We start from the raw sequence: 24,007 nt of genomic DNA on the forward strand, positions 1-24,007 counted from the left end.
ATGGCAGGCAATAACCATGCAAGCCCGTCAGCCATCGCCACGGAAGGCGAGCTGACGCTGGGCTCACGTGACACCGCAGTGGCGCAGGCCAGTATCAAACCCATTGCGTCAACACTCGCCGGGCCCTCGGGCGCGATGCCGGTAGAGGCCGCGAGCCTGGGGTTGGCCCTGGCGACTGCCAGCCTTGAGATCAATCTCCTGGCGGCGGGGCAGGATCGGCTGGTGAATACCCTCGAGCTGTTCAACGCCTCACTGCTCAAGATGATGGACGCCCGGCAAGTTGAAGCTGGCGAAGGCGCGGGAGCAGCAAAAGCTGCAGCCCCCGCTGAGGCGCGCAAACCCTCGCAGGCACTGGATGCCGCGATGACTGACCTGGATCAGTTGTTGATGTTTGTCGGCCGCCAGCGCAAACAACTGCGCGAAACCAACTTGGCCATGGCGTCGGAACCGATGGTAGCGGCGAGCGGTGCAAGCGCTGTGGACCTGGCACAGGTCGAGTATGTGGCCGCCCGGTCCGGCATCGGCAGCGACCGCAAGGATGCCTCGGGCAATATCGACCGCGCGGCTCGTCAGGACGACCTGACCCAGTTTGCCCGCGACGCAGCCATCATGGCGACGGCCTTCAAGGTCGACGTCAAAAATGCCGGCGACATGATGGGCGGCTGGCGCGAGTCGATGAAAATCGACCGCGAGCAAACCCGGGACCTGGCTGACGCGACCAATGTGTTGGGCACCCACGTTTCGCTCAAGGCAGAAGCGGCGGATATCGGCGCTATTGTGCAGCGCGCAGGGGGGACGGCCACCGCCGCGGGCATGAGCCCCGAGCAGGCAGCGGCGCTTTCGGCGGCATTGCTCAGTGCCGGCAACAGCAAGAGTGCAGCCGGTGTCGGGCTGGAGAAAATCAGCAGCACCCTGGCCAAAGGCGACGGCGCTTCTGAAAGCCAGCGCAATGCGTGGGCGGCGCTCAAACTTGATCCCACGTTGCTCGCTGGCGGGATGCAGCAGGATGCGCCCCAGACCCTGCTCACGGTGCTTGAAGCGCTCAAGGCGCAACCGGCTGAGAAACAAGCGGCGTTGGCCACTCAATTGTTCGATGGCAACCAGTCGATTCTGAGCCTGGTGCCCGCCATCGATACGGTAAAGCAGGCGTTTACGCTGGTGGCCGACAAGTCGGTGTACGCGACGTCGGCACTTGGCGAACAAGGCTCGGTCCTGCGTTCGGCAGCGGTTCGCGCAGATTCCACACAGGCACGTCGTCAAGCCTTCGAGGCCAGCACCACGCGTCTGGATACCGCCAAGGATGCCGCGCTGGCGCCGATCGTGGACACCTCGCTAAGCGCGATGACCGGGCTGGTGACGGGCGTGGGCTGGTTGGCCGAGGCGCTGCCCAAGACCACGGCTGCTGTAACGCTGGCTGGCGCGGCGCTGGGGCCGGTGTTTTCTGGTGTGTTCGATGCGGTGAAGGACAAGGTGTTCGAGAAGGTCGCCGGCAAGATTCTCGGAGGCGGCGATACCACACCAGGCAAGGTGAGCGCGCCAGCCAGCCAGAACACACCCAAAGGCAACGAAACGCCGCGCGGTGATCGCTCCGCAGACAAGCCTTCACGAACTGCGAGAGCCAGTAAGGTCGCGCGAAGTGGCTCCCTTGGCGTGGTGCTGGCGGGTGCTGGCATTGACCTTGTCCAGGGCGCGATGTCGGGGAACCTGGGTAAAGCCGTCGGCACCACGGTAGGGTCAGTCGGCGGCGGTGTTGCCGGTGGCGTTGCTGGCGAATTTGCGGGCATGGCCGTTGGCCGCGCGCTCGGCACGCTCGCCGGGGCGGCGATCGGCTCGGTGGTGCCGGGGGCTGGCACAGTGCTGGGCGGGGTCATGGGCGGTGTCGCTGGCGGTGCCATCGGCAAAGTGGTCGGCGGCGCGCTGGGTACGTTTGCCGGCAGTGATATCGGCGCCTGGCTGAGTGAAAAACTGATGGGCTCCGATGACCGTCTGCCATCACCTGGCCAGACCAGCAAAAACCTCAGTAGCGCTCAAGCCGACAACCGCCAAGTCAACTTCGCACCGCAAATCACCATCAACGCACCCGAGCAGGCCAACCCACAACAACTGGCCGCGATCGTGGTGCAACAGATCGAAGCGCAATTCTCGCCGCTGTCGATGGACAGCCTGCTGGCGACGCGACGTGACTCGGCCCTGACCGATACAGGAGTGGTGTGATGCGACAACAAATGGCGTTGGGCCCGTTTATTTTCGGGCTGTCCCGTGGGTTCGCCTACGACACCCTGGACCGTTTGAGCAGTGGGGGTTGGGGCAGCCTAGATATCGTTTCCGGCAAGCCCAAATCCACCCAAGTTGGCCAGGCGCTCGAAACGCTGTCATTCGGCGGCAAGGCTGCACGCGCGCTGGGCATGGCGCGGATGGACGAATTGCGTGCGCTGCAAGCCCAGCGTGTGCCGTTGCCGCTGGTCGATGGCGTAGGCCTGAACTGGGGGCTGTGGACCATCAAATCGGTGGACGAAAAACAGTCCTGTGTGATCGATGACGGCACGGCCATGGTGGTCAATTGGGTGTTGGTACTGGAGGAGTTCGTCAATGCGTAAGGTTCGAAGTATTGCCGGTGACTCGGTCAACCTGTTGCTCTATCGCGAGCTCGGTCGCTGTGATGATGCCGCCGAAGAGGTGCTGTGGCGCTTGAACCCGCAGTTGGCCGAACAGGGCGCGGTATTGCCGGCAGGCGTCAATGTGATTGTGCCTGAGCTGGATACCCAGCCCGTGGCCAGGCAGCCGGTTACGGCCTGGGATTAAGGAGCAACCATGACACTTGGATTTACACCCGTGGTGGAGATTTACGGTGCCAATGCCGCGCTCCTCAATGAGCGGCTATTGGAGTGGGAGCATACCGACATGGCCGGGTTCACGTCCGACCAGGTCAAGCTGACACTCGACATCGAGGGCCTTGAAGGGCTGCCCAGCCTGGGCGGGCGTATCGGCCTGCGCATCGGGTATCGGGAGTCGGGCCTGGTGGACAAGGGCCGCTTCAAGATCACCCAGCGCACACCGTCACTGTTCCCGCTGCGTCTGGTGCTGGTGGCGACGGCGGCGCCCTTTGATGAGCCCGAATTCAAGAAGCGACGCACCGCCAGTCACGGGCCGATCAGCCTGGGTGCGCTGTTTCGCCAATTGACCACGCGCTACGGTTTTTCACCGCGCGTGGCGCCTGATCTGGAAGGCGAGCATATCCCGCACATCGACCAGACCAATGAAAGTGACATGGCGTTTCTCACGCGTCTGGCCAATCGCTTCGATGCCGTGGCCAAGCCTGTCGACGAGCTGTATGTGCTGGGCCGCAAAGGGCAGACAAAATCGCTGTCGGGCAAGGTCTTGCCGGTCGTGCCGTTGTCGATCACCCGCGACAATCGTCCGGGTGATCGCGCGTTTATCACCGCCAGCTTTACCCAAACCAGCCGCGCTACTTACCTGGGCGCACAAACGTCCTGGTGGGACGCGGCAGCCGGTAAACAACGGGTGGTGCAGGTGGGCATCGCGCCGTTCAAGGTGGTGACGCAGCGTTACCAGAACGAGGCTGAAGCCAGAACCGCTGCCGAGGGCGAGATGCGCCGAGTGGGGCGCGAAGGGATGCAGGTCAATGTGATCTGCCCCGGAAACCCCTTGTTCGGCGCTGAAGGCCTGTTGCTGCTGGACGAGTCGTGGCCCGACTTTATGCGCGGCCGTTGGTCGATCAAGACGGTGACCTCCAGTGGCAAGCGCAGCGAGAGTTATCGATGCACGATCATGGCCAACGGTTTATCCGCGGCCGAGTGAGGACCCATGGCTATAACGCTTTCTCAACTGGTTCAAATCCTGCCCGGAGCCCGCCCTGTTGCGGGCCTTTTTTTGTCCGCATTGAACACTGCAATGTCCAGGTTCGGGATCGGCCAAACCAAGCGCATCGCTGCGTTCCTGGCTCAAATCGGTCACGAATCCGGCGAGCTGCGCTACGTGCGCGAACTGGGCAGCGACCAATACCTCAGCAAATACGACACCGGCATCTTGGCCGCACGCCTGGGCAACACCCCCGAAGCGGACGGCGATGGCCAGAAGTATCGGGGCAGGGGACTGATCCAGATTACGGGGCGGCGCAATTACCTGGCGTGCAGCCAGGCGCTGTTTGGCGACGATCGCCTGCTGCGCCAGCCCGAGTTGCTGGAGCAGCCGCAGTGGGCGTGTGAATCGGCGGCGTGGTTCTGGCAAAGCAACGGTTTGAATGAGCTGGCCGACAAGGACCAGTTCACCACCATCACCCGACGCATCAACGGTGGGTTGAACGGGCTGGAGCACCGTCTGCAATTGTGGGCCCGGGCGAAGGCGGTGTTGTGCGCTTCTTAGGCGGGTTACGGCTGATCGGCGTGTGCTTGCTGGTGGTTGCGGTTTGGCAGGTGCAGGCGTGGCGATATGGTTCACAGCTTGAGCAGCAGGCGGATCTAAACGCTCAGGCGGCCTCGCTTCGACAGCAGGCAGAGCAGAAAAAACGGCTGGCGCTGGAGCAGCAACTCAGTGCCAGCGACCGACAACATGCCCAGGAATTGATTGATGCCCAGCGTAATCAAGCTGCTCTGCGCGACCGCCTGGCCACTGCTGATGTGCGGTTGTCAGTCCTTCTCGACGCCGCCGACCGTACCCTCGGCTGCCCAATGCCAGCCGCCACCACCTCCGGCGGCGTGGTTCATGCAGCCCCGCGAGCCCGACTTGACCCGGCGCATGCTCAACGAATTATCGCCATCACCGATGACGGCGATAACGCCCTGATCGCCTTACGTGCCTGCCAAGCGTACGTGCGCGCCGTCGGGCGTTAGCATCTTGATCCAGTCTGTCGCTTGCGCGTGCGATTTGCTCCTGTAGGGTAGGCAAATCCCCCGCCTACTTCTGGAGTCGACCGTGAAGGAAATCACTCAACTGGCCGCTGAACTGGGTCGCCGTTTGCAGGTGCTCAACGCCCACGTCACTACCGCCGAGTCGTGCACCGGCGGCGGTATTGCCGAAGCCATCACGCGGATTCCAGGTAGTTCGGCCTGGTTTGAGGCGGGATATGTCACCTATTCCAACCGGCAGAAGACCCGGCAGTTGGGCGTACCGGAGAAACTGTTCGGCAAAGTCGGCGCTGTCAGCCAGGAAGTGGTGGAGGCGATGGTCCGCGGCGCACAGGAAAAAAGCCTGTCGCGCTTTGCCGTGGCGGTCAGTGGTGTGGCAGGGCCGGATGGTGGTTCGCCGGACAAACCGGTCGGCACCGTCTGGCTGGCGTTTGGGGTTGGCGAAGAGGTGACGGCCGAGCTTGCGCACTTCCCCGGCAACCGCGACGAGGTCCGCCGACAAACGGTAAAAGCCGCGCTTGAGGGCTTGTTGCGACGAGCTGCACTAGAAATAGAAAAACAGGGGTAGGCGATCTTCGATCTTTGTGGAACAATACTGTCTACTTATACAGGTGTTGGCCGTCAGGCCTTATTGATTACGTGAGGACTTTAATGGACGACAACAAGAAGAAAGCCTTGGCTGCGGCCCTGGGTCAGATCGAACGTCAATTCGGCAAGGGTGCCGTAATGCGTATGGGCGATCACGATCGTCAGGCGATCCCGGCTATTTCCACTGGCTCTCTGGGTCTGGACATCGCGCTCGGCATTGGCGGCCTGCCAAAAGGCCGTATCGTCGAAATCTACGGTCCTGAATCTTCCGGTAAAACCACTCTGACTCTGTCGGTGATTGCCCAGGCGCAAAAAATGGGCGCCACCTGCGCGTTCGTCGACGCCGAGCACGCCCTGGATCCTGAATACGCCGGCAAACTGGGCGTCAACGTAGACGACCTGCTCGTTTCCCAGCCGGACACCGGTGAGCAAGCCCTGGAAATCACCGACATGCTGGTGCGCTCCAACGCCATCGACGTGATCGTGGTCGATTCCGTGGCAGCCCTGGTACCGAAAGCTGAAATCGAAGGCGAAATGGGCGACATGCACGTGGGCCTGCAAGCCCGCCTGATGTCCCAGGCGCTGCGTAAAATCACCGGTAACATCAAGAACGCCAACTGCCTGGTGATCTTCATCAACCAGATCCGTATGAAGATCGGCGTGATGTTCGGCAGCCCGGAAACCACCACTGGTGGTAACGCGCTGAAGTTCTACGCTTCGGTCCGTCTGGATATCCGCCGTACCGGCGCGGTGAAGGAAGGTGACGAGGTTGTCGGCAGCGAAACCCGCGTTAAAGTCGTGAAGAACAAAGTGGCTCCGCCTTTCCGTCAGGCTGAGTTCCAGATTCTCTACGGCAAGGGTATCTACCTGAACGGCGAGATGATCGACCTGGGCGTGTTGCACGGTTTCGTCGAGAAATCCGGCGCCTGGTATGCCTACAACGGCAGCAAGATCGGTCAGGGCAAGGCCAACTCGGCCAAGTTCCTGGCAGACAACCCGGATATCGCCGCCACGCTCGAGAAGCAGATTCGCGACAAGCTGCTGACCGCAGCGCCAGACGTGAAAGCTGCTGCCAATCGTGAGCCGGTTGAAGAAGTCGAAGAAGCTGACACTGACATCTGAAGCAAACGATGACTGTTGTACTGGATACACTCGTCGCCGTTCGGCGCACTGCGATGGACCTGCTCGCTCGACGCGAGCATGGTCGAGTCGAGCTGACGCGTAAACTGCGTCAGCGCGGTGCAGAGCCCGAGATGATCGAAACTGCCCTCGACCGCTTAACGGAAGAAGGGCTTCTGTCGGAAGCGCGTTACCTGGAAAGCTTTGTCTCCTACCGCGCGCGCTCCGGCTATGGCCCGGCGCGAATTCGTGAAGAGCTGAGCCAGCGCGGTCTGCAACGCGCTGATATCGACCTCGCCCTGCGTGAGTGCGGTATCAGTTGGCAGTCGCAGTTGGAAGATACCTGGCGCCGCAAGTTTGCCGGCCATCTTCCGATTGATGCCAGGGAGCGTGCTAAGCAAGGTCGTTTCCTGAGTTATCGCGGGTTTTCGATGGACATGATCAGCCGCCTGTTAAGCGGCCGAGACATGGAAGACTGAGTTTTCTAGCTGCTGAAATTTAGAATCCGGGCGCTGGCTTGACTGCGATGTGGACACTTCGGTTTCCCAGTAGGATCGCGATGATGCCGTCGCAGGCAAGCCAGCTCCCACATCGAATCTGATGCATCTGATCGAACTCGGTAAATTAAAAAGGCCCACTATGAAAATAGTGGGCCTTTTTTTTGCCTTCAAAAAATCATGCTGGCTCGGGCGTTACTCGCTGCTGCGCTTTCCCCTGAGCCTGTGCCCAATTTTCCGGCAGATTGATGTAATCCACCAACTCTCGCAGTCGGCCTTGATCGCGGCCATTGAAGTTGAACACCAAGCGCGTCAAATGGCTGAACCTCGGCTCATCGTGTTCCTCGCCGGTATAGGCAAGCTGCTGGAATTCACCACTCAGCCGCAGGCTGGCAAACTCGCTTTGCAAATGAGCCAGCGCCCGTTCACTGAGCGTATGGTTCATGCGCACCACAAACTCACGCTTCAACCAGCGCGTGGAGTGAAAGTTGGCATAGAACTGGTTGATTTCGTCCACGGCTTCTTCAGCACTGTGTACCAGTCGGACCAGCTTGAGGTCGGTGGGCAGGATATAGCGATTGGCTTCCAGCTGGCTGCGGATAAAGTCCAAAGCGCCTTGCCAAAAGCCGCCGCCCGGAGCATCCAGCAGTACCACTGGCACCAGTGGGCTTTTGCCGGTCTGGATCAGGGTGAGCACTTCAAGCGCTTCATCCAGGGTGCCGAACCCGCCCGGGCACAACACCAGCGCATCGGCTTCCTTGACGAAAAACAGCTTGCGGGTAAAGAAGAAGTGGAAGGACAGCAGGTTCTCGGTGCCGTCGATGGTCGGGTTGGCGTGCTGCTCAAACGGCAGGGTAATGTTGAACCCCAGGCTGTGTTCCAGGCCGGCGCCTTCGTGGGCTGCCGCCATGATGCCGCCGCCACCGCCGGTGATCACCATCAGGTCCGATTGCGCCAGCTGGGCGCCGACTTCCCGGGCCAGGGCATACAACGGGCTTTCAACCGGTGTGCGCGCCGAGCCGAACACGGTCACCTTGCGGCGGTCCTTGAACTGTTCGAGCACGCGGAAGGCATTGTCCAGCTCGCGGATCGCCTGCAAGGTGATTTTGGCGTTCCAACGGTTGCGATCGTCCTGGGCCATGCGCAGAACGGTGAGGATCATGTCGCGATAAAGGGGAATGTTCGGGCTGCTGGGCGCGACCAGCTGGAGTTGCGCGTCGACCTGCTGAGTGAGGTCGGTCCCGTGTTCTTCAAAATGACGGAGCAGACGGTCATTCGATTCGTAAGGCATTCAACTTCTCCTTCTTCACAGAACCTGGGCCCTCGGCGAGGTATTCGTCCGCGGCCACGACACTGCATGTGTCGCTGCACGCCAGGGGCATTGCACGGTATGCACCGAGCGGCGAAGCGGGCTCTGTATGTTCCTTGTGATTTGGAAACCTTTGCACTGCAAGTCGCAGGAGGGCAACCCTCTTTTGCCCTGAAAATGTTACAGAACGGCGTGGAAAATGCGCGGGGCAGGCGGTCGGGATGACTTGATCATGAGCCGAAAAACCCTTGGCTGGCAACCGGTTATTGGCCGTACATCAAGCAGTTTAGTCGTCGGCAAGCATAGGCAGCGAGGGAAGTGCGCGCCACAGGACAGCAGCGCGCGATGGTCGAGCAATCGTTACTTTTTCTTCTTCGCTGCGGCAGGTGCCGGGCAATCGGCTTCGACAAACTTGACCGACGCCACCGGGCGGTTGGTCTTGTTCTCGGAGATGTCATAGCGCATCACGGCGCCCTTGGCCATCAACTCGCGGTAACCCTTGTTCAGGCACACGCTTTGACCCAGCTGGAAATACACGGCCTTGGGGTTGGCGCGCATCTGTTCGGCACGGTCAGGCTGCACGCTGAGGTGATCGATCAGCTGCATGCCTTCAACGGTGTAGGCCACTTCCAGGGTTTTTTCATCGATTTCCCGGGGCAGGTCCTTGTTGCTTTCGGCCGCGACGCTTTGCAGCTTCCTGTTCATTTGGGCCTCCAGCAGCGAGGCCGCGTGGGCGCCCATGGGCAATACCAGCGCGAGGGCGACGGATGGGGCAACAAGGCGCAGCATGGAACGCAGCATGAAAATCTCCTGATTCGGTTACTGGTGCATAGACCAGCCACTGCGCTGTGCGTTCAGTGGCGCGCAATTATAGGTGAGCGCCTGCCACTACAGCCAGGCGTATCGCTCAGAAGTGCCGGCGGCTCTGGTAAACTGCCGCCACTTAAGCCTGTCTCGAGTTCCCCCAGTGTCGATTTTCCCTTCTACGGGTTGCACCCGATGAGCCATGCCGTTTCCCGCTTGCGTACCCAGCGGCTGGCGCGGGCCGTGCGCCCGTTCCTCAACCGAGGTTCGCGCGCCGAACGTTGCCCCGGCTGCCGGGTGATTCCCGAATATTGCCTGTGTGCCTGGCGGCCGCAGGTAGAGGCGCGTTCGGCGATGTGCCTGCTGATGCACGATGTGGAGCCGATGAAGCCGAGCAACACCGGCTGGCTGATTGCCGATGTGATTGACGACACCACCGCGTTCGCCTGGTCGCGCACCGAGGTTGATCCCGCGTTGCTGACCCTGCTGGCCGACCCGCAGTGGCAACCCTACATCGTGTTTCCCGGCGAATTCGTCGCGCCAGAGCGGGTTGTCAGTGAGGTGAAAGTGGAGGAGGGCAAGCGCCCGTTGTTCATCCTGCTGGATGGTACCTGGAGTGAAGCGCGCAAGATGTTCCGCAAGAGCCCCTACCTTGAGCACTTGCCCGTGTTGAGCCTGGCGCCTGAACAGCTGTCGCGCTACAAGCTGCGCCGCTCCAAGCGGGATGATCATTTTTGCACCGCCGAAGTCGCGGCGCTGTGCCTGGAGCTGGCCAGCGATCAGGCGGCCAGTGAAGTGCTGGATGCTTACCTCGACGTATTCAGCACCCATTACCTGGCGGCCAAGTTCCTGTTGCCGCTGGACCCGTCGGACAGCGTTCATGCGCGCCTCTCGCCCCACATCCCGGCGGTATGACCAGACGACGTTTGCATGATGGCACTGTAAACCTGCAACTCGCTAAAATGCCCACGGGCGTAGTGCTTGACCCCCCAGGCTACGCTGGGCATGCTGGGCGCCGATTGGGGCGTAACCGTGAATTTTCAGCGTCGTTGCAGGTGTTTTTGACGCTGAGCCTGCCCCTTGGCGGTGGCTGCCTGGCCGTTGCCTTGTGTACTGGCGAACCCTGAACCCGTCAGGGCTGCCATAAAAAACAGGATCATTTAATCAATGGCCACATACGAAATCCTGATAGCCGATGACCACCCGCTGTTTCGCAGTGCGCTGCATCAGGCGGTAACCCTGGGCCTTGGCCCGGACGTGCGACTGGTTGAAGTGGCCAGCATTGCTGAGCTGGAAGCACGACTCACCGAAAAATCCGACTGGGACCTGGTGCTGCTCGACCTGAACATGCCCGGTGCCTACGGTTTTTCCGGGCTGGTGCTGTTACGCGGTCAATACCCGCAGATCCCGGTGGTGATGGTTTCGGCCCAGGAAGAAGCTGACGTGGTGGTGCGCTCCAAGGAGTTTGGTGCCAGCGGTTTCATTCCCAAGTCCAGTTCAATGGAAGCGATCCAGAAAGCCGTGCGCACCGTGCTTGACGGCGATGTGTCCTGGCCGCCGCAAGCGTTTGACGAAATCAACGTGTCCGACGAAGCCAAGGCTGCCCGTGATGGCCTCGCCAGCCTGACGCCCCAGCAATTTCGGGTGTTGACCATGGTCTGCGAAGGCTTGCTGAACAAGCAGATTGCTTATGAATTGAGCGTGTCGGAGGCGACCATCAAGGCCCATGTGACGGCGATTTTTCGCAAGCTGGGCGTGCGCACGCGCACTCAGGCGGCGCTGCTCTTGCAACAACTTGAGTCAATTTCGCAGCACTAAGACATTGCCGATTCACGCTTTTTTGACTTTGCGTGATCTAGTTTCCCTACTTCTTTGGTTCAGTTGCCTACATCTATGTCGCCTTTCAAGGGTCAAACCGGTATTAAACGTATCTTCAACGCAGGGGGCTATTCCCTGGATGGCCTGCGTGCGGCTTTCACTGGCGAGGCGGCATTCCGTCAGTTGGTGTTGCTCAACGTGATCCTGATTCCGCTGAGCTTTTTCCTGCACGTCAGCCGCGTTGAGCGCGCCTTGCTCATCGCGGTGTGCCTGCTGGCCCTGATTGTCGAACTGCTCAACTCCGCGGTGGAAGCGGCCATCGACCGGATTTCCCTCGACCTGCACCCGCTGTCGAAAAACGCCAAGGACATGGGCAGCGCCGCGCAATTCGTGGCGCTGACCATGATTACCCTGGTGTGGGCCGTGATTCTGATCTAAGGCCTCAGGCGATGCTCGGCAGCACAATTTCGTCGCTGCGCTGAACCCCGGCGGTGAAGGCGCGGCACAGTTCCAGAAACTCGCGCATTGCCGAGGTCTGGTACTTCTGTTTATGCCAGATGAAGTAAAACTGCCGGGCCAGGTCCAGGTCCGGGGTTTCCACCGGCACCAGGCTGCCACGGCGGAATGCATCGCGCAGCGCCAGCCGGGAAATGCAGCCAATCCCCAAGCCCGATTCCACCGCGCGTTTGATCGCCTCGGTGTGTTCCAGCTCCAGGCGGATATTCAGCGCGCTGCGATGATGTCGCATCGCCTGGTCAAAGGTCAGCCGCGTGCCGGAGCCTTGTTCGCGCAGGATCCAGGCTTCATGGGTCAACTCTTCCATGGTTGCCACGCCGCGTTTGGCCAAGTGATGCTGCGGCGCACAAAACACCACCAGCTCATCTTCCACCCAGGTTTGCACTTCGATGTCCGGGTGGCTGCAGTCGCCTTCGATTAGACCCAGGTCAATTTCGTAGTGCGCTACCTGATGCACGATATGCGCAGTGTTCTGCACATGCAGCTTCACCTGGCTCTCGGGGTGCTGCTGCATGAAGCTGCCGATCAACAGCGTGGCCAGGTAATTGCCGATGGTCAGGGTGGCGCCGACCGCCAGGGAGCCAAAGCCTGACTTGCCGTTGAGCAGGTCTTCGATCTCTTTGGCCTGGTCCAGCAGTGCCACCGCCTGCGGCAACAGCTGATGGCCGAGGGCATTGAGGCTCAGGCGTTTGCCCGCGCGGTCGAATAATTGGCAGCTGGATTGACGCTCCAGCTCGGTGATCGAGGTGCTGGCGGCGGATTGAGATAAGGCCAGAAGGCCAGCAGCGCGTGAGACGCTTTCCTGCTGGGCGACGGCGACGAAGACTTGCAGTTGACGGAGAGTAAATCGCATATCGATATAACCGATAACCCTTATCTTAATAATCCAGTTAACAGATATTGTCGCCGCCATTAGAATGCTGTGCAATTGCGCACCTCAATCTTGGCGCAGACCCATTTCCAGGAGTCCCCCGTACATGAGCAACATGAACCACGAGCGTGTCCTCAGTGTTCATCACTGGAACGACACTCTGTTCAGCTTCAAGTGCACCCGCGATCCGGGCCTGCGCTTCGAGAACGGTCAGTTCGTGATGATCGGCCTGCAACAGCCAAATGGCCGCCCGCTCATGCGCGCATACTCCATTGCCAGCCCGAACTGGGAAGAGCATCTGGAGTTCTTCAGCATCAAGGTGCCCGATGGCCCGCTGACTTCCCAATTGCAGCACTTGAAGGAAGGCGACGAGATCATCATCAGCAAAAAACCGACGGGCACCCTGGTGCTTGACGATTTGAAGCCGGGCAAACACCTGTACCTGCTCAGCACCGGTACTGGCCTCGCGCCGTTCATGAGCGTGATCCAGGACCCGGAAACCTACGAGCGTTTCGAAAAAGTGATCCTGTGCCACGGCGTGCGTTACGTCAACGAAGTCGCCTACCGCGAATTCATCACCGAGCACCTGCCGCAGAACGAATTCTTCGGCGAGGCCCTGCGTGACAAGTTGATTTACTACCCGACCGTGACCCGCGAGCCATTCGAAAACGAAGGCCGCCTGACCGACCTGATGCGCAGCGGCAAGCTGTTCAGCGACATCGGCCTGCCACCGATCAACCCCGAAGACGACCGCGCCATGCTTTGCGGCAGCCCAAGCATGTTGGACGAAACCAGCGAAGTGTTGAACAGCTTCGGCCTGAAGGTTTCGCCGCGTATGCGTGAGCCGGGTGATTATCTGATCGAGCGGGCGTTCGTCGAGAAGTAAAACAGTCAGGGCAACAAAGAAGATCTAAATGTGGGAGGGGGCTTGCCCCCGATGGCGCCAAGTCAGTCAACAGAGATGTTGAATGTCCCACCGCTATCGGGGGCAAGCCCCCTCCCACATTTTGTTTCCGGTTTATTCAGCTGGAACCACTTCCAGTACACAGATAAGGCCCGCCTCGGGATAGTGCCAGCGCACATCCACATCCCAGAACTGCGCACCGTATTCGCGCTCCGGCCCCGGCGTTTGATACGCCGGCCTTGGGTCCTGCGCCAGGCACTGATCAATCAACTCCACCAGAGGCTCGCCAAGACGCTGAGCATGGCCTTGTGCCTGTTGCAGCGCGGTCTTCAGCCACTGCACCGGAATCAGCTGCGGCGCGCCACTGGCGATGCGGTTGGTGGCCGTGTCGATAATATCGGCGTAGGGCACATACGGCTTGATATCCAGCACCGGCGTGCCATCGAGCAAATCAATCCCGGAAATCCACAACCGCCCCGGCTCCACCTTGTCCAGCTTGACCACTGACTGACCAATGCCGTTCGGGCGATGGGTGGCGCGGGTGGCGAACACACCCATGGACGTGTTGCCGCCCAGGCGCGGCGGGCGCACTTTGAGGCGCGGCTTGTCTTCCAGGGCCTGGTGGAACAGAAACAGCAACCAGACATGGCTGACCTGCTCCAGGCCCTGCACGGCCTCACCCCCGTCGAACGGCGTCACCAGTTCCAGCACGCCGCGGGCGGCAGGCGCCAGTTGCGGTTGGCGTGGGATGGCGAACTTCTCCTTGAAGCAGGAGCGCACGAAGCCGACGGGGGAGACGTTGTAGCTCATGGTTTACGCACGAACCCGCAGCGTCAGGCCCTTGAGGAAGTTACGCAGCAACTGGTCGCCACACGTGCGGTAGTTGGTGTGGCCAAACTTGCGGAACAGCGCGCTCAGCTCAGGCTTGGACACCGGGAACTCGGCGGCCTTGAGGATCGCGTGCATGTCGTCTTCCTTCAGTTCGAAGGCCACGCGCAGCTTCTTGAGGATGATGTTGTTGGTCACCGGGGTTTCGATCGGCTGCGGCGGACGGCTTTCGTCCTTGCCGCGCTTGAAAATCACCAGGCCGTCAAGGAAGTGCGCCATGACGTCGTCCGGGCAGAACACAAAACCTTCTTCCTCATCTTTCTTGAGGTAGGTCAGCAGGTCTTCCTTGGTCACGTCCATGCCGCCGAGCTTGATGATCTCGACCATCTTGTTGTCGCTGATGTCGAGCATGTAGCGCACGCTGCGCAGTACGTCGTTGTGAATCATGGTGGGCAATCCTGGTATTCAACTGAGGACACCGCCCACTCAGGCGGCGTCGAGAAAGGGGCAGCGGCTTAGAACTTCTCTTTGCCGGACAGGTAACGCCATTGGCCGACCGGCACTTTGCCGATGGACACGCCGCCAATGCGGATGCGGCGGAAGGCGATGACTTTCAAGCCAACGGCTTCGCAGAACAGCGCGATCACGCCCGGCTGCGGGTTTTTCATCGCAAAGCGCAGGCGGTTTTCGTTCTGCCAGCTGGCTTTCACGGCGGGCAGCTCTTTGCCTTTGTAAGTCAGGCCGTGGTTCAGGCGATTGAGGCCGTGGGCGACCATGTCGCCTTCAACCTCCACCACGTATTCCTGCTCGATCTTGGCGGCATCGGCGGTCAACTTGCGCAGAATCTTCCAGTCCTGGGTGAATACCAGCAGGCCGCTGGCCTTGGCTTGCAGGTCGGCACTGGCGGTCAGGCGCAGGAAGTGGCCCTTGAGCGGGCGTTTGCTGAAGCGGTGTTCTTCGGACAGGGTTTCGGCGCTGATCGACGCCATCGCCGTTTCCGCGTCCACGCCAGCCGGCGCGTGCAGCAGAATGGTCACCGGCTCCGGTGCAGTGGCTTTGGCCTCTGGGTTCAGCTCGACCTTCTGGGTGGTGACCTTGAACTGCGGTTCGTCGATCACTTCGCCGTCCACCGAGACCCAGCCGCCTTCGATAAACAGCTCAGCCTCCCGACGGGAGCAACCGACCAGTTCGATAAGGCGTTTGGAGAGGCGTATGGGGTCAGTCATGACAAGGGCCGTAGCAAAATGGGGGAGCTATTGTACCTGCCTGGCGCGGGTTAATCCCGGCTCCATTTCAGCGCAGGAGCTTTATTGGTCAATACACGGTTCAAAATGTGGGAGCGGGCTTGCTCGCGAAGGCGGTGTATCAGCCAAGGTGTGCTGATGGGGCCACCGCGTTCGCAGGCAAGCCGGCTCCCGCATTTTATTCTGTGTTGCGTCAGCCTCTGCGCAGTTGCTGCTGGCGCAAACGCATGTGCAGCAACGGATACGGCTGGCCCAGCCCGTCATGCTCCGCCCGTCCGATCACCTCAAAGCCCTGCTTGAAGTAAAAGCCCAGGGCCTGCGGGTTCTGTTCGTTGACGTCCAGCGTGTCGGCGTTCATGTGCTCGATCGCATAACGCAGCAGTTGCCGGCCAAGGCCCTGGCCACGGTGCTGCGGGTCGATAAACAGCATCTCGACCTTGCCTGACGCCACGCCGGCAAACCCGGTGATGCGTTGGCGCGCGTCCTTGGTGCAGATCAGCATCACCGAGTCGAGGTAGCGCGTCAGCACCAGCTCCTTGAGCAACACGATGTAGCTGTCCGGCAAAAAGTCGTGGGTCGCCCGCACCGAGTCTTCCCACAGTTGCGCCAGGTGCGCGAAGTCGCTGAGTTTGGGTGTATGAATTGCCGAAAGCTGACGCATGCCCGCTGCCCCTCGCCTGTTTCTACGCCAATGGGCAAACGATAGACCTAAAAAAGCCCCGCATCTTGTCCAGATGCGGGGCTTTTAAGGTTTTTTTGATCAGTCGCGCTTGACGGCCCACAGGTCGTATTCGTCGGCGTCGGTCACGGTGCACCAGACCTTGTCGCCCGGCTTCAAACCGCTGGCATCGTCGATAAACACGTTACCGTCGATTTCCGGCGCATCGAAGAAGCAACGGCCTACGGCGCCTTGCTCGTCGACTTCGTCGATCAGCACTTCGATTTCCCGGCCGATGCGCAGTTGCAGACGTGCCGAGCTGATGGCCTGCTGGTGCGCCATGAAGCGCTCCCAACGGTCTTGCTTGACCTCATCCGGCACGATGGCTGCGTCCAGCAGGTTGGCGGGTGCGCCTTCGACCGGCGAGTACTGGAAGCAACCAACGCGGTCCAGCTGCGCTTCGGTCAGCCAGTCCAGCAGGTACTGGAAGTCTTCTTCGGTTTCGCCGGGGAAGCCGACGATGAAGGTCGAGCGGATGATCAGCTCCGGGCAGATCTCGCGCCAGTTCTTGATGCGCGCCAGGGTCTTGTCTTCGAAGGCCGGGCGTTTCATGGCCTTGAGGATTTTCGGGCTGGCGTGCTGGAACGGGATGTCCAGGTACGGCAGGATCTTGCCGGCGGCCATCAACGGGATCAGTTCGTCCACGTGCGGGTACGGGTAAACGTAGTGCAGGCGCACCCATACGCCCAAGCTGCTCAAGGCTTCGCAGAGTTCGGTCATGCGGGTTTTCACCGGCGCGCCGTTCCAGAAACCGGTGCGGTACTTTACGTCGACGCCGTAGGCGCTGGTGTCCTGGGAAATCACCAACAGCTCTTTGACGCCGGATTTGACCAGGCGCTGAGCCTCGTCCAGCACATCACCGACCGGGCGGCTGACCAGCTTGCCGCGCATCGACGGGATGATGCAGAAGCTGCAGCTGTGGTTGCAGCCTTCGGAAATCTTCAGGTAGGCGTAGTGGCGCGGGGTCAGCTTGATGCCTTGCGGCGGCACCAGGTCGATCAGCGGGTTGTGGTCCTGACGCGGCGGCACCACGTCGTGCACGGCGTTGACCACCTGCTCGTACTGCTGCGGGCCGGTCACGGCCAGCACGCTTGGGTGCACGTTGCGGATAGCGCCTTCTTCCACGCCCATGCAGCCGGTGACGATGACCTTGCCGTTTTCCTTGATGGCTTCGCCGATCACTTCCAGCGACTCAGCCTTGGCCGAGTCGATGAAGCCGCAGGTGTTGACCACCACCACGTCGGCGTCCTGATACGTGGACACGACGTCATAGCCTTCCATGCGCAGTTGCGTAAGGATGCGCTCGGAGTCGACCAGAGCCTTCGGGCAACCCAGGGATACAAAGCCGACCTTGGGGTTGGCTTTTGCGATGGTGGTGGACATGTCTAACCTCGGTATTGAATGGCGCCGCCAGTCGGGCACGACACGGCGGTAGACGGGCGCTTGGTGCGCCTCTGATCAAAAAGTGCGCAATTCTAGCGACGGGCAACGCACTTGACCAGCTTTATGCGGGGAAATGCGACGAGTGCTGCAGTGGCGGATTCGCACAATCCTTACCAGGCTCTTAAGCCCGGACGTCTTGCTCTGCGCGGTGCGCTACAACTTTAGACATGCCCACACCTAACGCCTGAAGCACTTTCAAGAGAGTCGAGAGCTTCGGGTCGCCGCCGACGGCGATGGACCGGTAGAGATTCGCCCTATTAAGCCCTGTGTTTTTCGACAAGCTGAGCATTCCGCCACGAGCCTCCGCCACTCGACGGATAGCAACAAGGAAGGCGTCTTCACCACCCGCTTCATCGATTTCTTCAAGCGCGACAGACAGATATTCGAGGGCGAACGCTTCGTCGTCTCGAAGCATTTCAAGAACGCTGTCTTCATGAGAACGAGTACGAATGGTCATTTTTGCTGCACCTTATAAGATTTCCAGAGCGCCTTAGCCTGATCGATATCGTTCTGCTGCCTGGCTTTTGATCCACCACCCAACAGAAAAACAATTTGCCGATCGTGGATTGCGTAATACACGCGAAACCCAGGTCCGAAATCGAGTTTCATCTCAAAGACCCCACCACCCACTGGCTCGGTAGCGCCAAAGTGACCAAGGGACGCGCGGTCCACTCTGGTGGTGATTCTTGCTTTTGAGCGCGTGTCCTGCACGGTGTCCAGCCAGGCCTGGTAGATATCCACGCCATTGACTGACAGTACGTGTTTCACTTCGTACATGAGAAATGTACCTTAAAAGAGACAGGCCGATCATTGAGTTTCTATATCGGCTGCGCGCGCCATGTAGGGGCATGGTTTATTGATCGGGTAAGCCGGTCAGGAATCTTTCGCTTACACCGCGAAGGCGGCACTACTGGGCCGGGCCAAAAATATACGGGTGGCCGTAGATGTGATCAATGCAGGCAAAAAGGCTGCAAATTGCCGCTTCCTCTCTGACTGACTGCATTGCCTGAATCACTTGAGCAGGGAAATGCGACGAGTGCTGCGCTATGCTTCGCGCCGTTGCGCATGGGTAAAACCCTTGGGTCAATAAAACGTCTGTTACGAGAAGTAAAACAGCGCATGCTACGGTCAGCTTAGGCGCGTTGTTTATAAAAGACCTTGGGTCAAAGGGCAGGAGTGGTTGATGGGTCAGGCAAATAGTCAGGCGGCAGGTGCCGAGCATTCCAATGCAAAGCCGATTGGCATGCTGGTGGCGGCAGTCGGGGTGGTTTACGGCGATATCGGTACCAGCCCGCTCTATACCCTTAAAGAAGTGTTTACCGGTGGTTACGGTGTTCAGGTCAACCATGATGGTGTGCTGGGGATCCTGGCGCTGATCTTCTGGTCGCTGATCTGGGTGGTGTCGATCAAATACATGCTGTTCGTGTTGCGCGCCGACAACCAAGGCGAAGGCGGCATCATGGCGCTGACGGCGTTGGCGCGACGAGCGGCAGGGGAGCGCAAGAAGTTGCGCAGTTTCCTGGTGGTGTGTGGCTTGTGCGGCGCGGCACTGTTCTACGGCGACAGCATGATCACCCCGGCGATTTCGGTGTTGTCGGCTATTGAAGGCCTGGAGTTGGCATTCGATGGCCTCGACAAATGGGTCGTACCGATCGCACTGGTGGTGCTGGTGGCGCTGTTCCTGATCCAGAAACACGGCACCGACCGCATCGGCAAGCTGTTCGGGCCAGTGATGGTGACGTGGTTCCTGGTGCTCGGCGGCCTCGGTGTGTATGGCATCACCCTGCACCCTGAAGTGCTCAACGCATTGAATCCGATGTGGGGCGTGCGTTTCTTCGAGGCTCACCCGGGTATTGGTGTGGCAATCCTCGGTGCGGTGGTGCTGGCATTGACGGGCGCCGAGGCGTTGTACGCCGACATGGGCCACTTCGGCCGTAAACCCATCGCTCGCGCCTGGTTCATTCTGGTGCTGCCGGCGCTGGTGCTTAACTATTTCGGCCAGGGCGCCATGCTGTTGGGCGATCCGGAAGCCGCGCGTAACCCGTTCTACCTGCTGGCGCCGAGCTGGGCGCTGATCCCGCTGGTGGTGTTGTCCACCCTGGCCACGGTGATTGCCTCCCAGGCGGTGATTTCGGGTGCGTTCTCGTTGACGCGCCAGGCGATCCAGCTGGGTTATATCCCGCGCATGCACATTCAACACACCTCCAGCGCCGAACAGGGCCAGATCTACATCGGCGCGGTGAATTGGTCGCTGATGGTTGGCGTGATTCTGCTGGTGATCGGCTTCGAGTCCTCCAATGCGCTGGCGTCCGCGTACGGCGTAGCGGTGACCGGCACCATGCTGATGACCACCATCCTGGTGTCGGCGGTGATGCTGCTGTTGTGGAAATGGCCGCCGATACTCGCCGTGCCGGTCTTGGTTTGCTGCCTGTTGGTGGACGGCCTGTACTTTGCGGCCAACGTGCCGAAGATCATTCAGGGCGGTGCCTTTCCGGTGTTGGCGGGGATCGTGCTGTTTGTGCTGATGACCACCTGGAAGCGCGGCAAGCAATTGCTGGTGGAGCGTCTCGACGAGGGCGGCCTGCCGTTGCCGATCTTCATCAGCAGTATTCGCGTGCAGCCGCCTCATCGCGTGCAGGGCACGGCGGTGTTCCTTACCGCGCGCCCAGACGCCGTGCCCCACGCGCTGTTGCACAACCTGCTGCACAACCAGGTGCTGCATGAGCAGGTAGTGATGCTGACGGTGGTCTACGAGGACATTCCGCGTGTGCCGGCCTCGCGGCGCTTTGAGGTGGACGCCTATGGGGAAGGGTTCTTCCGGGTGATCCTGCACTTCGGGTTTACCGATGAGCCGGACGTGCCGGAGGCACTCAAGCTGTGCCATCTGGACGACCTGGATTTCAGCCCGATGCGCACCACCTACTTCCTCAGCCGCGAAACGGTGATTGCCTCGCGCATCAAGGGCATGGCCCGTTGGCGTGAAAGCCTGTTTGCCTTCATGTTGAAGAATGCCAACGGCAACCTGCGCTTCTTCAAACTCCCGGTCAACCGGGTGATCGAGCTGGGCACCCAGGTCGAAATGTAAGCCGCTGCTGCACGGGAGCCGGCAATCGGCTCCCGTTTTCCATCTGAACCCTATGCAAGCCACCGTTGTCGACTAGGCTCTAAGCACTGTTTGAATAGTGCCCACAGAACCCAGAAGAGGTGCGCCATGAGTCAGCTGCTCGAACCCTACACCCTCCGTCAATTGACCCTGCTCAACCGGATTGCCGTCTCGCCGATGTGCCAGTACTCATCCGACGATGGCCTGGCCAATGACTGGCACCTGGTGCACCTTGGCAGCCGCGCCGTGGGCGGCGCCGGGCTGATTTTCACCGAAGCCACCGCCGTGACCGCCGATGGCCGCATCACTGCCCAGGACCTGGGCCTGTGGAACGACGCACAAATCGAACCGTTGCAACGCATCACGCGTTTCATTGCTGCCCAGGGCGCAGTGGCGGGCATTCAACTGGCGCACGCTGGGCGCAAGGCCAGCACACACCGGCCGTGGATCGGCAAGCACGGCAGCGTCAAGCCGGAAGAGGGCGGTTGGGTGCCGGTTGGGCCTTCGCCGATTGCCTTTGATCCCAACCACACCCAGCCCAAGCCATTGGATGATGCGCAAATTCAGCAAGTGATCGCCGACTTTGTCGCCGCCGCCAAACGCGCGTTGACCGCCGGCTTTGAAGTGGTGGAAATCCATGCGGCCCACGGTTACCTGCTGCATCAATTCCTGTCGCCCATCAGCAATCAGCGCCAGGACCACTACGGTGGCTCGTTTGAAAACCGCATACGCCTGGTGCTCGAAGTGACCCAGGCCGTGCGTGAGGTCTGGCCTCAGGAGCTGCCGCTGTTTGTGCGCGTGTCGGCCACCGACTGGGTCGAAGACGGCTGGAACCCGGATGAAACCGTGGAGCTGGCGCGCCGCCTCAAAGACTTGGGCGTAGACCTGATCGACGTGTCGTCCGGTGGCACCGCCGCCAACGCCGAGATCCCCACCGGCCCCGGCTACCAGACGCGCTTTGCCGAGCGTGTGCGCAAAGAGTCGGGCATCGCCACCGGCACGGTCGGCATGATCACCGAGCCGGCCCAGGCCGAGCACATTCTGCGCACGTGCCAGGCCGATATCATCTTCCTGGCCCGTGAGCTGTTGCGTGACCCGTACTGGCCGTTGCATGCCGACGATGACTTGGGCGGTCGCCAGGCCACCTGGCCGGCGCAGTACCAACGGGCGACCCATCGTGATCAGCCGATTCATGAGTCTGATCTGCGGGACTGACCAGCGCCTGATTCACCGAAACCCACCCTGACCCGGTGGGTTTTTTCTTGCGCGCGTTTCTGACGACTTCCAGCGCTGGCGGTTGCCGCGTGCGAAAGGGCTGTAGGTCTTTGTTACCTAAGCGAATTATTTAAGTTAATACTCTAAAAAAATCCCACACGTGCCGAGATTGTTTCTACGCTTAAGGTAAGTCTGATTTCTGGCCCAGGGAGTCAGTCGGTGTGTCCGCGAAGGCATTGCGCCTCAGGGAAGGTGGTGAATGGGCGACAGGAGTCTTAGATCGATATCAGGAGAAACAGTCCATGGCCAAGTCCTATGGTGTAGCGGGTGTGGTGGCGTCTTTTCTAACCCGCAGGATGTTCTTGCGTGGCCGCAGGTTGAGTTCGGATGAAGCCGAATTGCTGGCGCAATATCGCGCCCTGACCGAAAACGATCAGGTTGCGATGCGGTATCTGATAGGGGCGATGAAGAGTGTGTCGCGGTTTTAGACAACGCGCTGACCGCGTGGGCGCTGGCTAACCAGCGCCCACTTTGTGGGTCAGGTGTACTTGCGCTTGTCCGGTGCAGGCGGGAAGTACTGGTACAGCCAGGTTTCACTCAAGGTGCGGTCCTGGGTGCGGATAAACAGCCGCAATTCCACCGGCTCCACACTGTCGCTGGTCGGGTACCAATCGAACAGAATGCGGTAGCCCTTGATGTTGTCGAGCACCAGCACGCTGAAGTCTTTCACTTCACCGTGAGAGCAAGTCACCACGGGCTCGATGCCGGTGCCGGCCGGCAGACGGTCCAGGCCGCCGCCCTTGAAGTCCACGGCAAAGCGGCGCGCCCACACTTCGGGATAGTGCTCGCCCGGTGCCCAACCTTCGGTAAAGCCGCCCATGCCTGAACGGGTGGCATCGACTTGGGCCAGCGGTGTGCTCACGGGTGGCAATGCGCTCCAGTACAGCTTGTAGCCATAGTTGAGTGAGTCGCCGGCGGCCACGGGCTTTTTCGGGGTCCAGAAGGCCACGATGTTGTCCAGGGTTTCGCCGGTGGTGGGGATTTCCAACAGGTCGATCGAGCCTTCGCCCCATGCGGTCGTCGGTTCAACCCACAGGCTTGGGCGCTTGCTGTACCAGTCGACGGTGTCCTGGTAGCTGGCGAACTCATGGTCGGTCTGCACCAGGCCGAAGCCTTTCGGGTCGGTGTCGGCGAACGCGTTGAATTGCAGTGTGGCCGGGTTGTTCAGCGGGCGGCAGATCCACTCGCCATTGCCGCGCCACATCGCCAGGCGGTCAGAGTCGTGGATCTGCGGGTGGATGGTGTCGCACATGCGGCGCTCAACGGTGCCGCAACTGAACATGCTGGTCATCGCCGCGATACCCAATTGTTCGATGGCGGTGCGCGCATTGATGTTCGCGTCGATGGCCATCACCACCTGAGTGGCCTGGCAATCAATGTCGAAGCGGTAGGCACCGGTAGCGCTCGGCGAGTCGAGCAGGGCATAGACCACAAAACGCGTGGCGTCCTTGGCCGGGGTTTCGAACCAGAACTGCGTAAAGTCGGGGAATTCTTCGCGTTTTTTCGCGTAGGTATCAATCGCCAGGCCGCGTGCGGAAAGGCCGTACTGGCCGGTGGAATCCACCGCACGGAAGTAGCTGGCGCCAAGGAACGACAGCACGTCATGGCGATCCAGCTCCGGCGCCTTGAACAGCTTGAAACCGGAGAAACCCAAGTCGCCGGTCAGTTGCTTGGTGTCTACCGTGGTCTTTTCATAGTTGAACAACGACGGGCGGAAATGCACCTCGCGGGCTTCACGGGTCTTGGGGTCGACGCTGTGCATGCGCACCGGCGTCTTGAAACCCATGCCGACGTGGAAGAACTGCACGTCGAGTTGGCCGTTCAACTCCTTCCACAGCGAATGGTTGCCGTCGTAGCCGATGGCATTGAAATTCTGCGGCGTCATGTTTGCCAGGGTCGGCGGCAGCACCTGCCTGGTGTCTTTATACGCGGTGCCGGCGAGCTGTTTGGCCTGGGCTTTGAGTGTTTCAAAGTCAAACGCCACGGCCTTGCCATCGGCGGCACGGTTACCGGCCCAGGCCTGCGCGGCCAGCAGGCCACTGGCCGATAAACCGGTGTAAGCCGCAATGGCCATGGACGCTTTAAGCAAATTCCTGCGGTGCATA

At 60.4% G+C, this 24,007-nt stretch carries 27 protein-coding genes; 16 read left to right on the plus strand and 11 right to left on the minus strand.

Translation table 11 applies throughout. From position 1 onward, the window contains the following. The 9 genes from ABWL43_RS05960 (at position 1) to recX (ending at position 7,051) form a co-directional block, all read left to right on the plus strand. A complete protein-coding gene (locus ABWL43_RS05960) occupies positions 1-2,214 on the plus strand; it encodes a phage tail tape measure protein (RefSeq protein WP_404487148.1) in 2,214 nt (737 codons plus the stop codon). Further along, complete coding sequence (locus ABWL43_RS05965; RefSeq protein WP_145161628.1) at positions 2,214-2,597, plus strand: phage tail protein; 384 nt, start codon at positions 2,214-2,216, stop codon at positions 2,595-2,597. Before ABWL43_RS05960 ends, ABWL43_RS05965 begins: the two co-directional genes overlap by 1 nt. After that, a complete protein-coding gene (locus ABWL43_RS05970) occupies positions 2,590-2,802 on the plus strand; it encodes a tail protein X (protein ID WP_106577239.1) in 213 nt (70 codons plus the stop codon). Before ABWL43_RS05965 ends, ABWL43_RS05970 begins: the two co-directional genes overlap by 8 nt. A gap of 9 nt (positions 2,803-2,811) precedes the next feature. Continuing rightward, a complete protein-coding gene (locus ABWL43_RS05975) occupies positions 2,812-3,819 on the plus strand; it encodes a phage late control D family protein (RefSeq protein ID WP_404487150.1) in 1,008 nt (335 codons plus the stop codon). A gap of 6 nt (positions 3,820-3,825) precedes the next feature. Continuing rightward, the gene (locus ABWL43_RS05980; RefSeq protein ID WP_404487152.1) at positions 3,826-4,383 is read left to right on the plus strand and encodes a glycoside hydrolase family 19 protein; all 558 of its coding nucleotides are present in this window, start codon (positions 3,826-3,828) and stop codon (positions 4,381-4,383) included. After that, positions 4,371-4,850 (plus strand): lysis system i-spanin subunit Rz, encoded by a 480-nt coding sequence (locus ABWL43_RS05985; protein ID WP_404487154.1) that lies wholly within the window; start codon positions 4,371-4,373, stop codon positions 4,848-4,850. The genes ABWL43_RS05980 and ABWL43_RS05985 overlap by 13 nt, the downstream gene beginning before the upstream one ends. Positions 4,851-4,932: 82 nt before the next feature. Further along, positions 4,933-5,433: a CinA family protein gene (locus ABWL43_RS05990; RefSeq protein WP_106577235.1), complete on the plus strand. Its 501-nt coding sequence runs from the start codon at positions 4,933-4,935 to the stop codon at positions 5,431-5,433. 83 nt (positions 5,434-5,516) lie between these two features. Beyond that, the gene (gene recA, locus ABWL43_RS05995) at positions 5,517-6,575 is read left to right on the plus strand and encodes a recombinase RecA (protein WP_003189042.1); all 1,059 of its coding nucleotides are present in this window, start codon (positions 5,517-5,519) and stop codon (positions 6,573-6,575) included. Positions 6,576-6,583: 8 nt separating this feature from the next. Next, positions 6,584-7,051, plus strand: a complete 468-nt coding sequence (recX, locus tag ABWL43_RS06000; protein ID WP_017137076.1) for a recombination regulator RecX — start codon at positions 6,584-6,586, stop codon at positions 7,049-7,051. A gap of 196 nt (positions 7,052-7,247) precedes the next feature. Here recX and ABWL43_RS06005 read toward each other — a convergent pair whose 3' ends face one another. Further along, complete coding sequence (locus ABWL43_RS06005) at positions 7,248-8,360, minus strand: TIGR00730 family Rossman fold protein (RefSeq protein ID WP_404487157.1); 1,113 nt, start codon at positions 8,358-8,360, stop codon at positions 7,248-7,250. Positions 8,361-8,738: 378 nt separating this feature from the next. Then, positions 8,739-9,179: a PA3611 family quorum-sensing-regulated virulence factor gene (locus ABWL43_RS06010; protein WP_106577233.1), complete on the minus strand. Its 441-nt coding sequence runs from the start codon at positions 9,177-9,179 to the stop codon at positions 8,739-8,741. A 198-nt stretch (positions 9,180-9,377) separates the two neighbouring features. Here ABWL43_RS06010 and ABWL43_RS06015 point away from each other — a divergent pair, with 198 nt between their 5' ends. The 3 genes from ABWL43_RS06015 to ABWL43_RS06025 all read left to right on the plus strand — a co-directional run bounded on the left by ABWL43_RS06015 (position 9,378) and on the right by ABWL43_RS06025 (position 11,438). After that, the gene (locus tag ABWL43_RS06015) at positions 9,378-10,097 is read left to right on the plus strand and encodes a tRNA-uridine aminocarboxypropyltransferase (protein ID WP_404487160.1); all 720 of its coding nucleotides are present in this window, start codon (positions 9,378-9,380) and stop codon (positions 10,095-10,097) included. Positions 10,098-10,349: 252 nt separating this feature from the next. Then, a complete protein-coding gene (erdR, locus tag ABWL43_RS06020; RefSeq protein ID WP_404487162.1) occupies positions 10,350-11,000 on the plus strand; it encodes a response regulator transcription factor ErdR in 651 nt (216 codons plus the stop codon). A gap of 75 nt (positions 11,001-11,075) precedes the next feature. After that, positions 11,076-11,438 (plus strand): diacylglycerol kinase, encoded by a 363-nt coding sequence (locus ABWL43_RS06025; RefSeq protein WP_094949927.1) that lies wholly within the window; start codon positions 11,076-11,078, stop codon positions 11,436-11,438. Positions 11,439-11,442: 4 nt separating this feature from the next. Here ABWL43_RS06025 and ABWL43_RS06030 read toward each other — a convergent pair whose 3' ends face one another. After that, on the minus strand, positions 11,443-12,369 hold the full coding sequence (locus ABWL43_RS06030) for a LysR family transcriptional regulator (RefSeq protein ID WP_169368331.1): 927 nt from the start codon (positions 12,367-12,369) through the stop codon (positions 11,443-11,445). Between the two features lie 124 nt (positions 12,370-12,493). On the opposite strand from ABWL43_RS06030, the gene fpr reads away from it, so the two are divergent. After that, positions 12,494-13,273: a ferredoxin-NADP reductase gene (gene fpr / locus ABWL43_RS06035; protein ID WP_003189055.1), complete on the plus strand. Its 780-nt coding sequence runs from the start codon at positions 12,494-12,496 to the stop codon at positions 13,271-13,273. A gap of 132 nt (positions 13,274-13,405) precedes the next feature. On the opposite strand, the gene tsaA is transcribed toward fpr, so the two are convergent. The 7 genes from tsaA to ABWL43_RS06070 form a co-directional block, all read right to left on the minus strand. Further along, positions 13,406-14,101, minus strand: coding sequence for a tRNA (N6-threonylcarbamoyladenosine(37)-N6)-methyltransferase TrmO (gene tsaA / locus ABWL43_RS06040; protein WP_404487165.1), 696 nt, complete (start codon positions 14,099-14,101; stop codon positions 13,406-13,408). Positions 14,102-14,104: 3 nt separating this feature from the next. Beyond that, on the minus strand, positions 14,105-14,566 hold the full coding sequence (locus tag ABWL43_RS06045) for a DUF1456 family protein (protein WP_003189058.1): 462 nt from the start codon (positions 14,564-14,566) through the stop codon (positions 14,105-14,107). A 68-nt stretch (positions 14,567-14,634) separates the two neighbouring features. Next, positions 14,635-15,345, minus strand: coding sequence for an rRNA pseudouridine synthase (locus ABWL43_RS06050; protein ID WP_404487167.1), 711 nt, complete (start codon positions 15,343-15,345; stop codon positions 14,635-14,637). Between the two features lie 211 nt (positions 15,346-15,556). After that, positions 15,557-16,024, minus strand: coding sequence for a GNAT family N-acetyltransferase (locus ABWL43_RS06055; RefSeq protein WP_106577228.1), 468 nt, complete (start codon positions 16,022-16,024; stop codon positions 15,557-15,559). 99 nt (positions 16,025-16,123) lie between these two features. Beyond that, positions 16,124-17,464: a 30S ribosomal protein S12 methylthiotransferase RimO gene (gene rimO / locus ABWL43_RS06060; RefSeq protein ID WP_106577227.1), complete on the minus strand. Its 1,341-nt coding sequence runs from the start codon at positions 17,462-17,464 to the stop codon at positions 16,124-16,126. 181 nt (positions 17,465-17,645) lie between these two features. Beyond that, positions 17,646-17,981 (minus strand): addiction module antidote protein, encoded by a 336-nt coding sequence (locus ABWL43_RS06065; RefSeq protein WP_145161736.1) that lies wholly within the window; start codon positions 17,979-17,981, stop codon positions 17,646-17,648. Further along, a complete protein-coding gene (locus tag ABWL43_RS06070; RefSeq protein WP_145161739.1) occupies positions 17,978-18,301 on the minus strand; it encodes a type II toxin-antitoxin system RelE/ParE family toxin in 324 nt (107 codons plus the stop codon). Before ABWL43_RS06070 ends, ABWL43_RS06065 begins: the two co-directional genes overlap by 4 nt. Before the next feature lie 406 nt (positions 18,302-18,707). Between ABWL43_RS06070 and ABWL43_RS06075 the strand changes: the two genes are divergently transcribed. The 3 genes from ABWL43_RS06075 (at position 18,708) to ABWL43_RS06085 (ending at position 22,330) form a co-directional block, all read left to right on the plus strand. Then, a complete protein-coding gene (locus ABWL43_RS06075; protein ID WP_404487171.1) occupies positions 18,708-20,609 on the plus strand; it encodes a potassium transporter Kup in 1,902 nt (633 codons plus the stop codon). Positions 20,610-20,735: 126 nt separating this feature from the next. Continuing rightward, positions 20,736-21,842 carry an NADH:flavin oxidoreductase/NADH oxidase gene (locus tag ABWL43_RS06080; RefSeq protein ID WP_106577225.1) on the plus strand — a complete coding sequence of 369 codons (1,107 nt, stop codon included), beginning with the start codon at positions 20,736-20,738 and terminating at the stop codon, positions 21,840-21,842. Positions 21,843-22,144: 302 nt separating this feature from the next. Beyond that, positions 22,145-22,330: a hypothetical protein gene (locus ABWL43_RS06085; RefSeq protein WP_106577224.1), complete on the plus strand. Its 186-nt coding sequence runs from the start codon at positions 22,145-22,147 to the stop codon at positions 22,328-22,330. Positions 22,331-22,380: 50 nt separating this feature from the next. On the opposite strand, the gene ABWL43_RS06090 is transcribed toward ABWL43_RS06085, so the two are convergent. Next, positions 22,381-24,006 carry a glucan biosynthesis protein D gene (locus ABWL43_RS06090; protein ID WP_404487173.1) on the minus strand — a complete coding sequence of 542 codons (1,626 nt, stop codon included), beginning with the start codon at positions 24,004-24,006 and terminating at the stop codon, positions 22,381-22,383. Position 24,007: the final 1 nt, after the last annotated feature.

It is taken from the genome of Pseudomonas sp. HT11 (genome assembly GCF_044875395.1).
Classification (GTDB): domain Bacteria; phylum Pseudomonadota; class Gammaproteobacteria; order Pseudomonadales; family Pseudomonadaceae; genus Aquipseudomonas.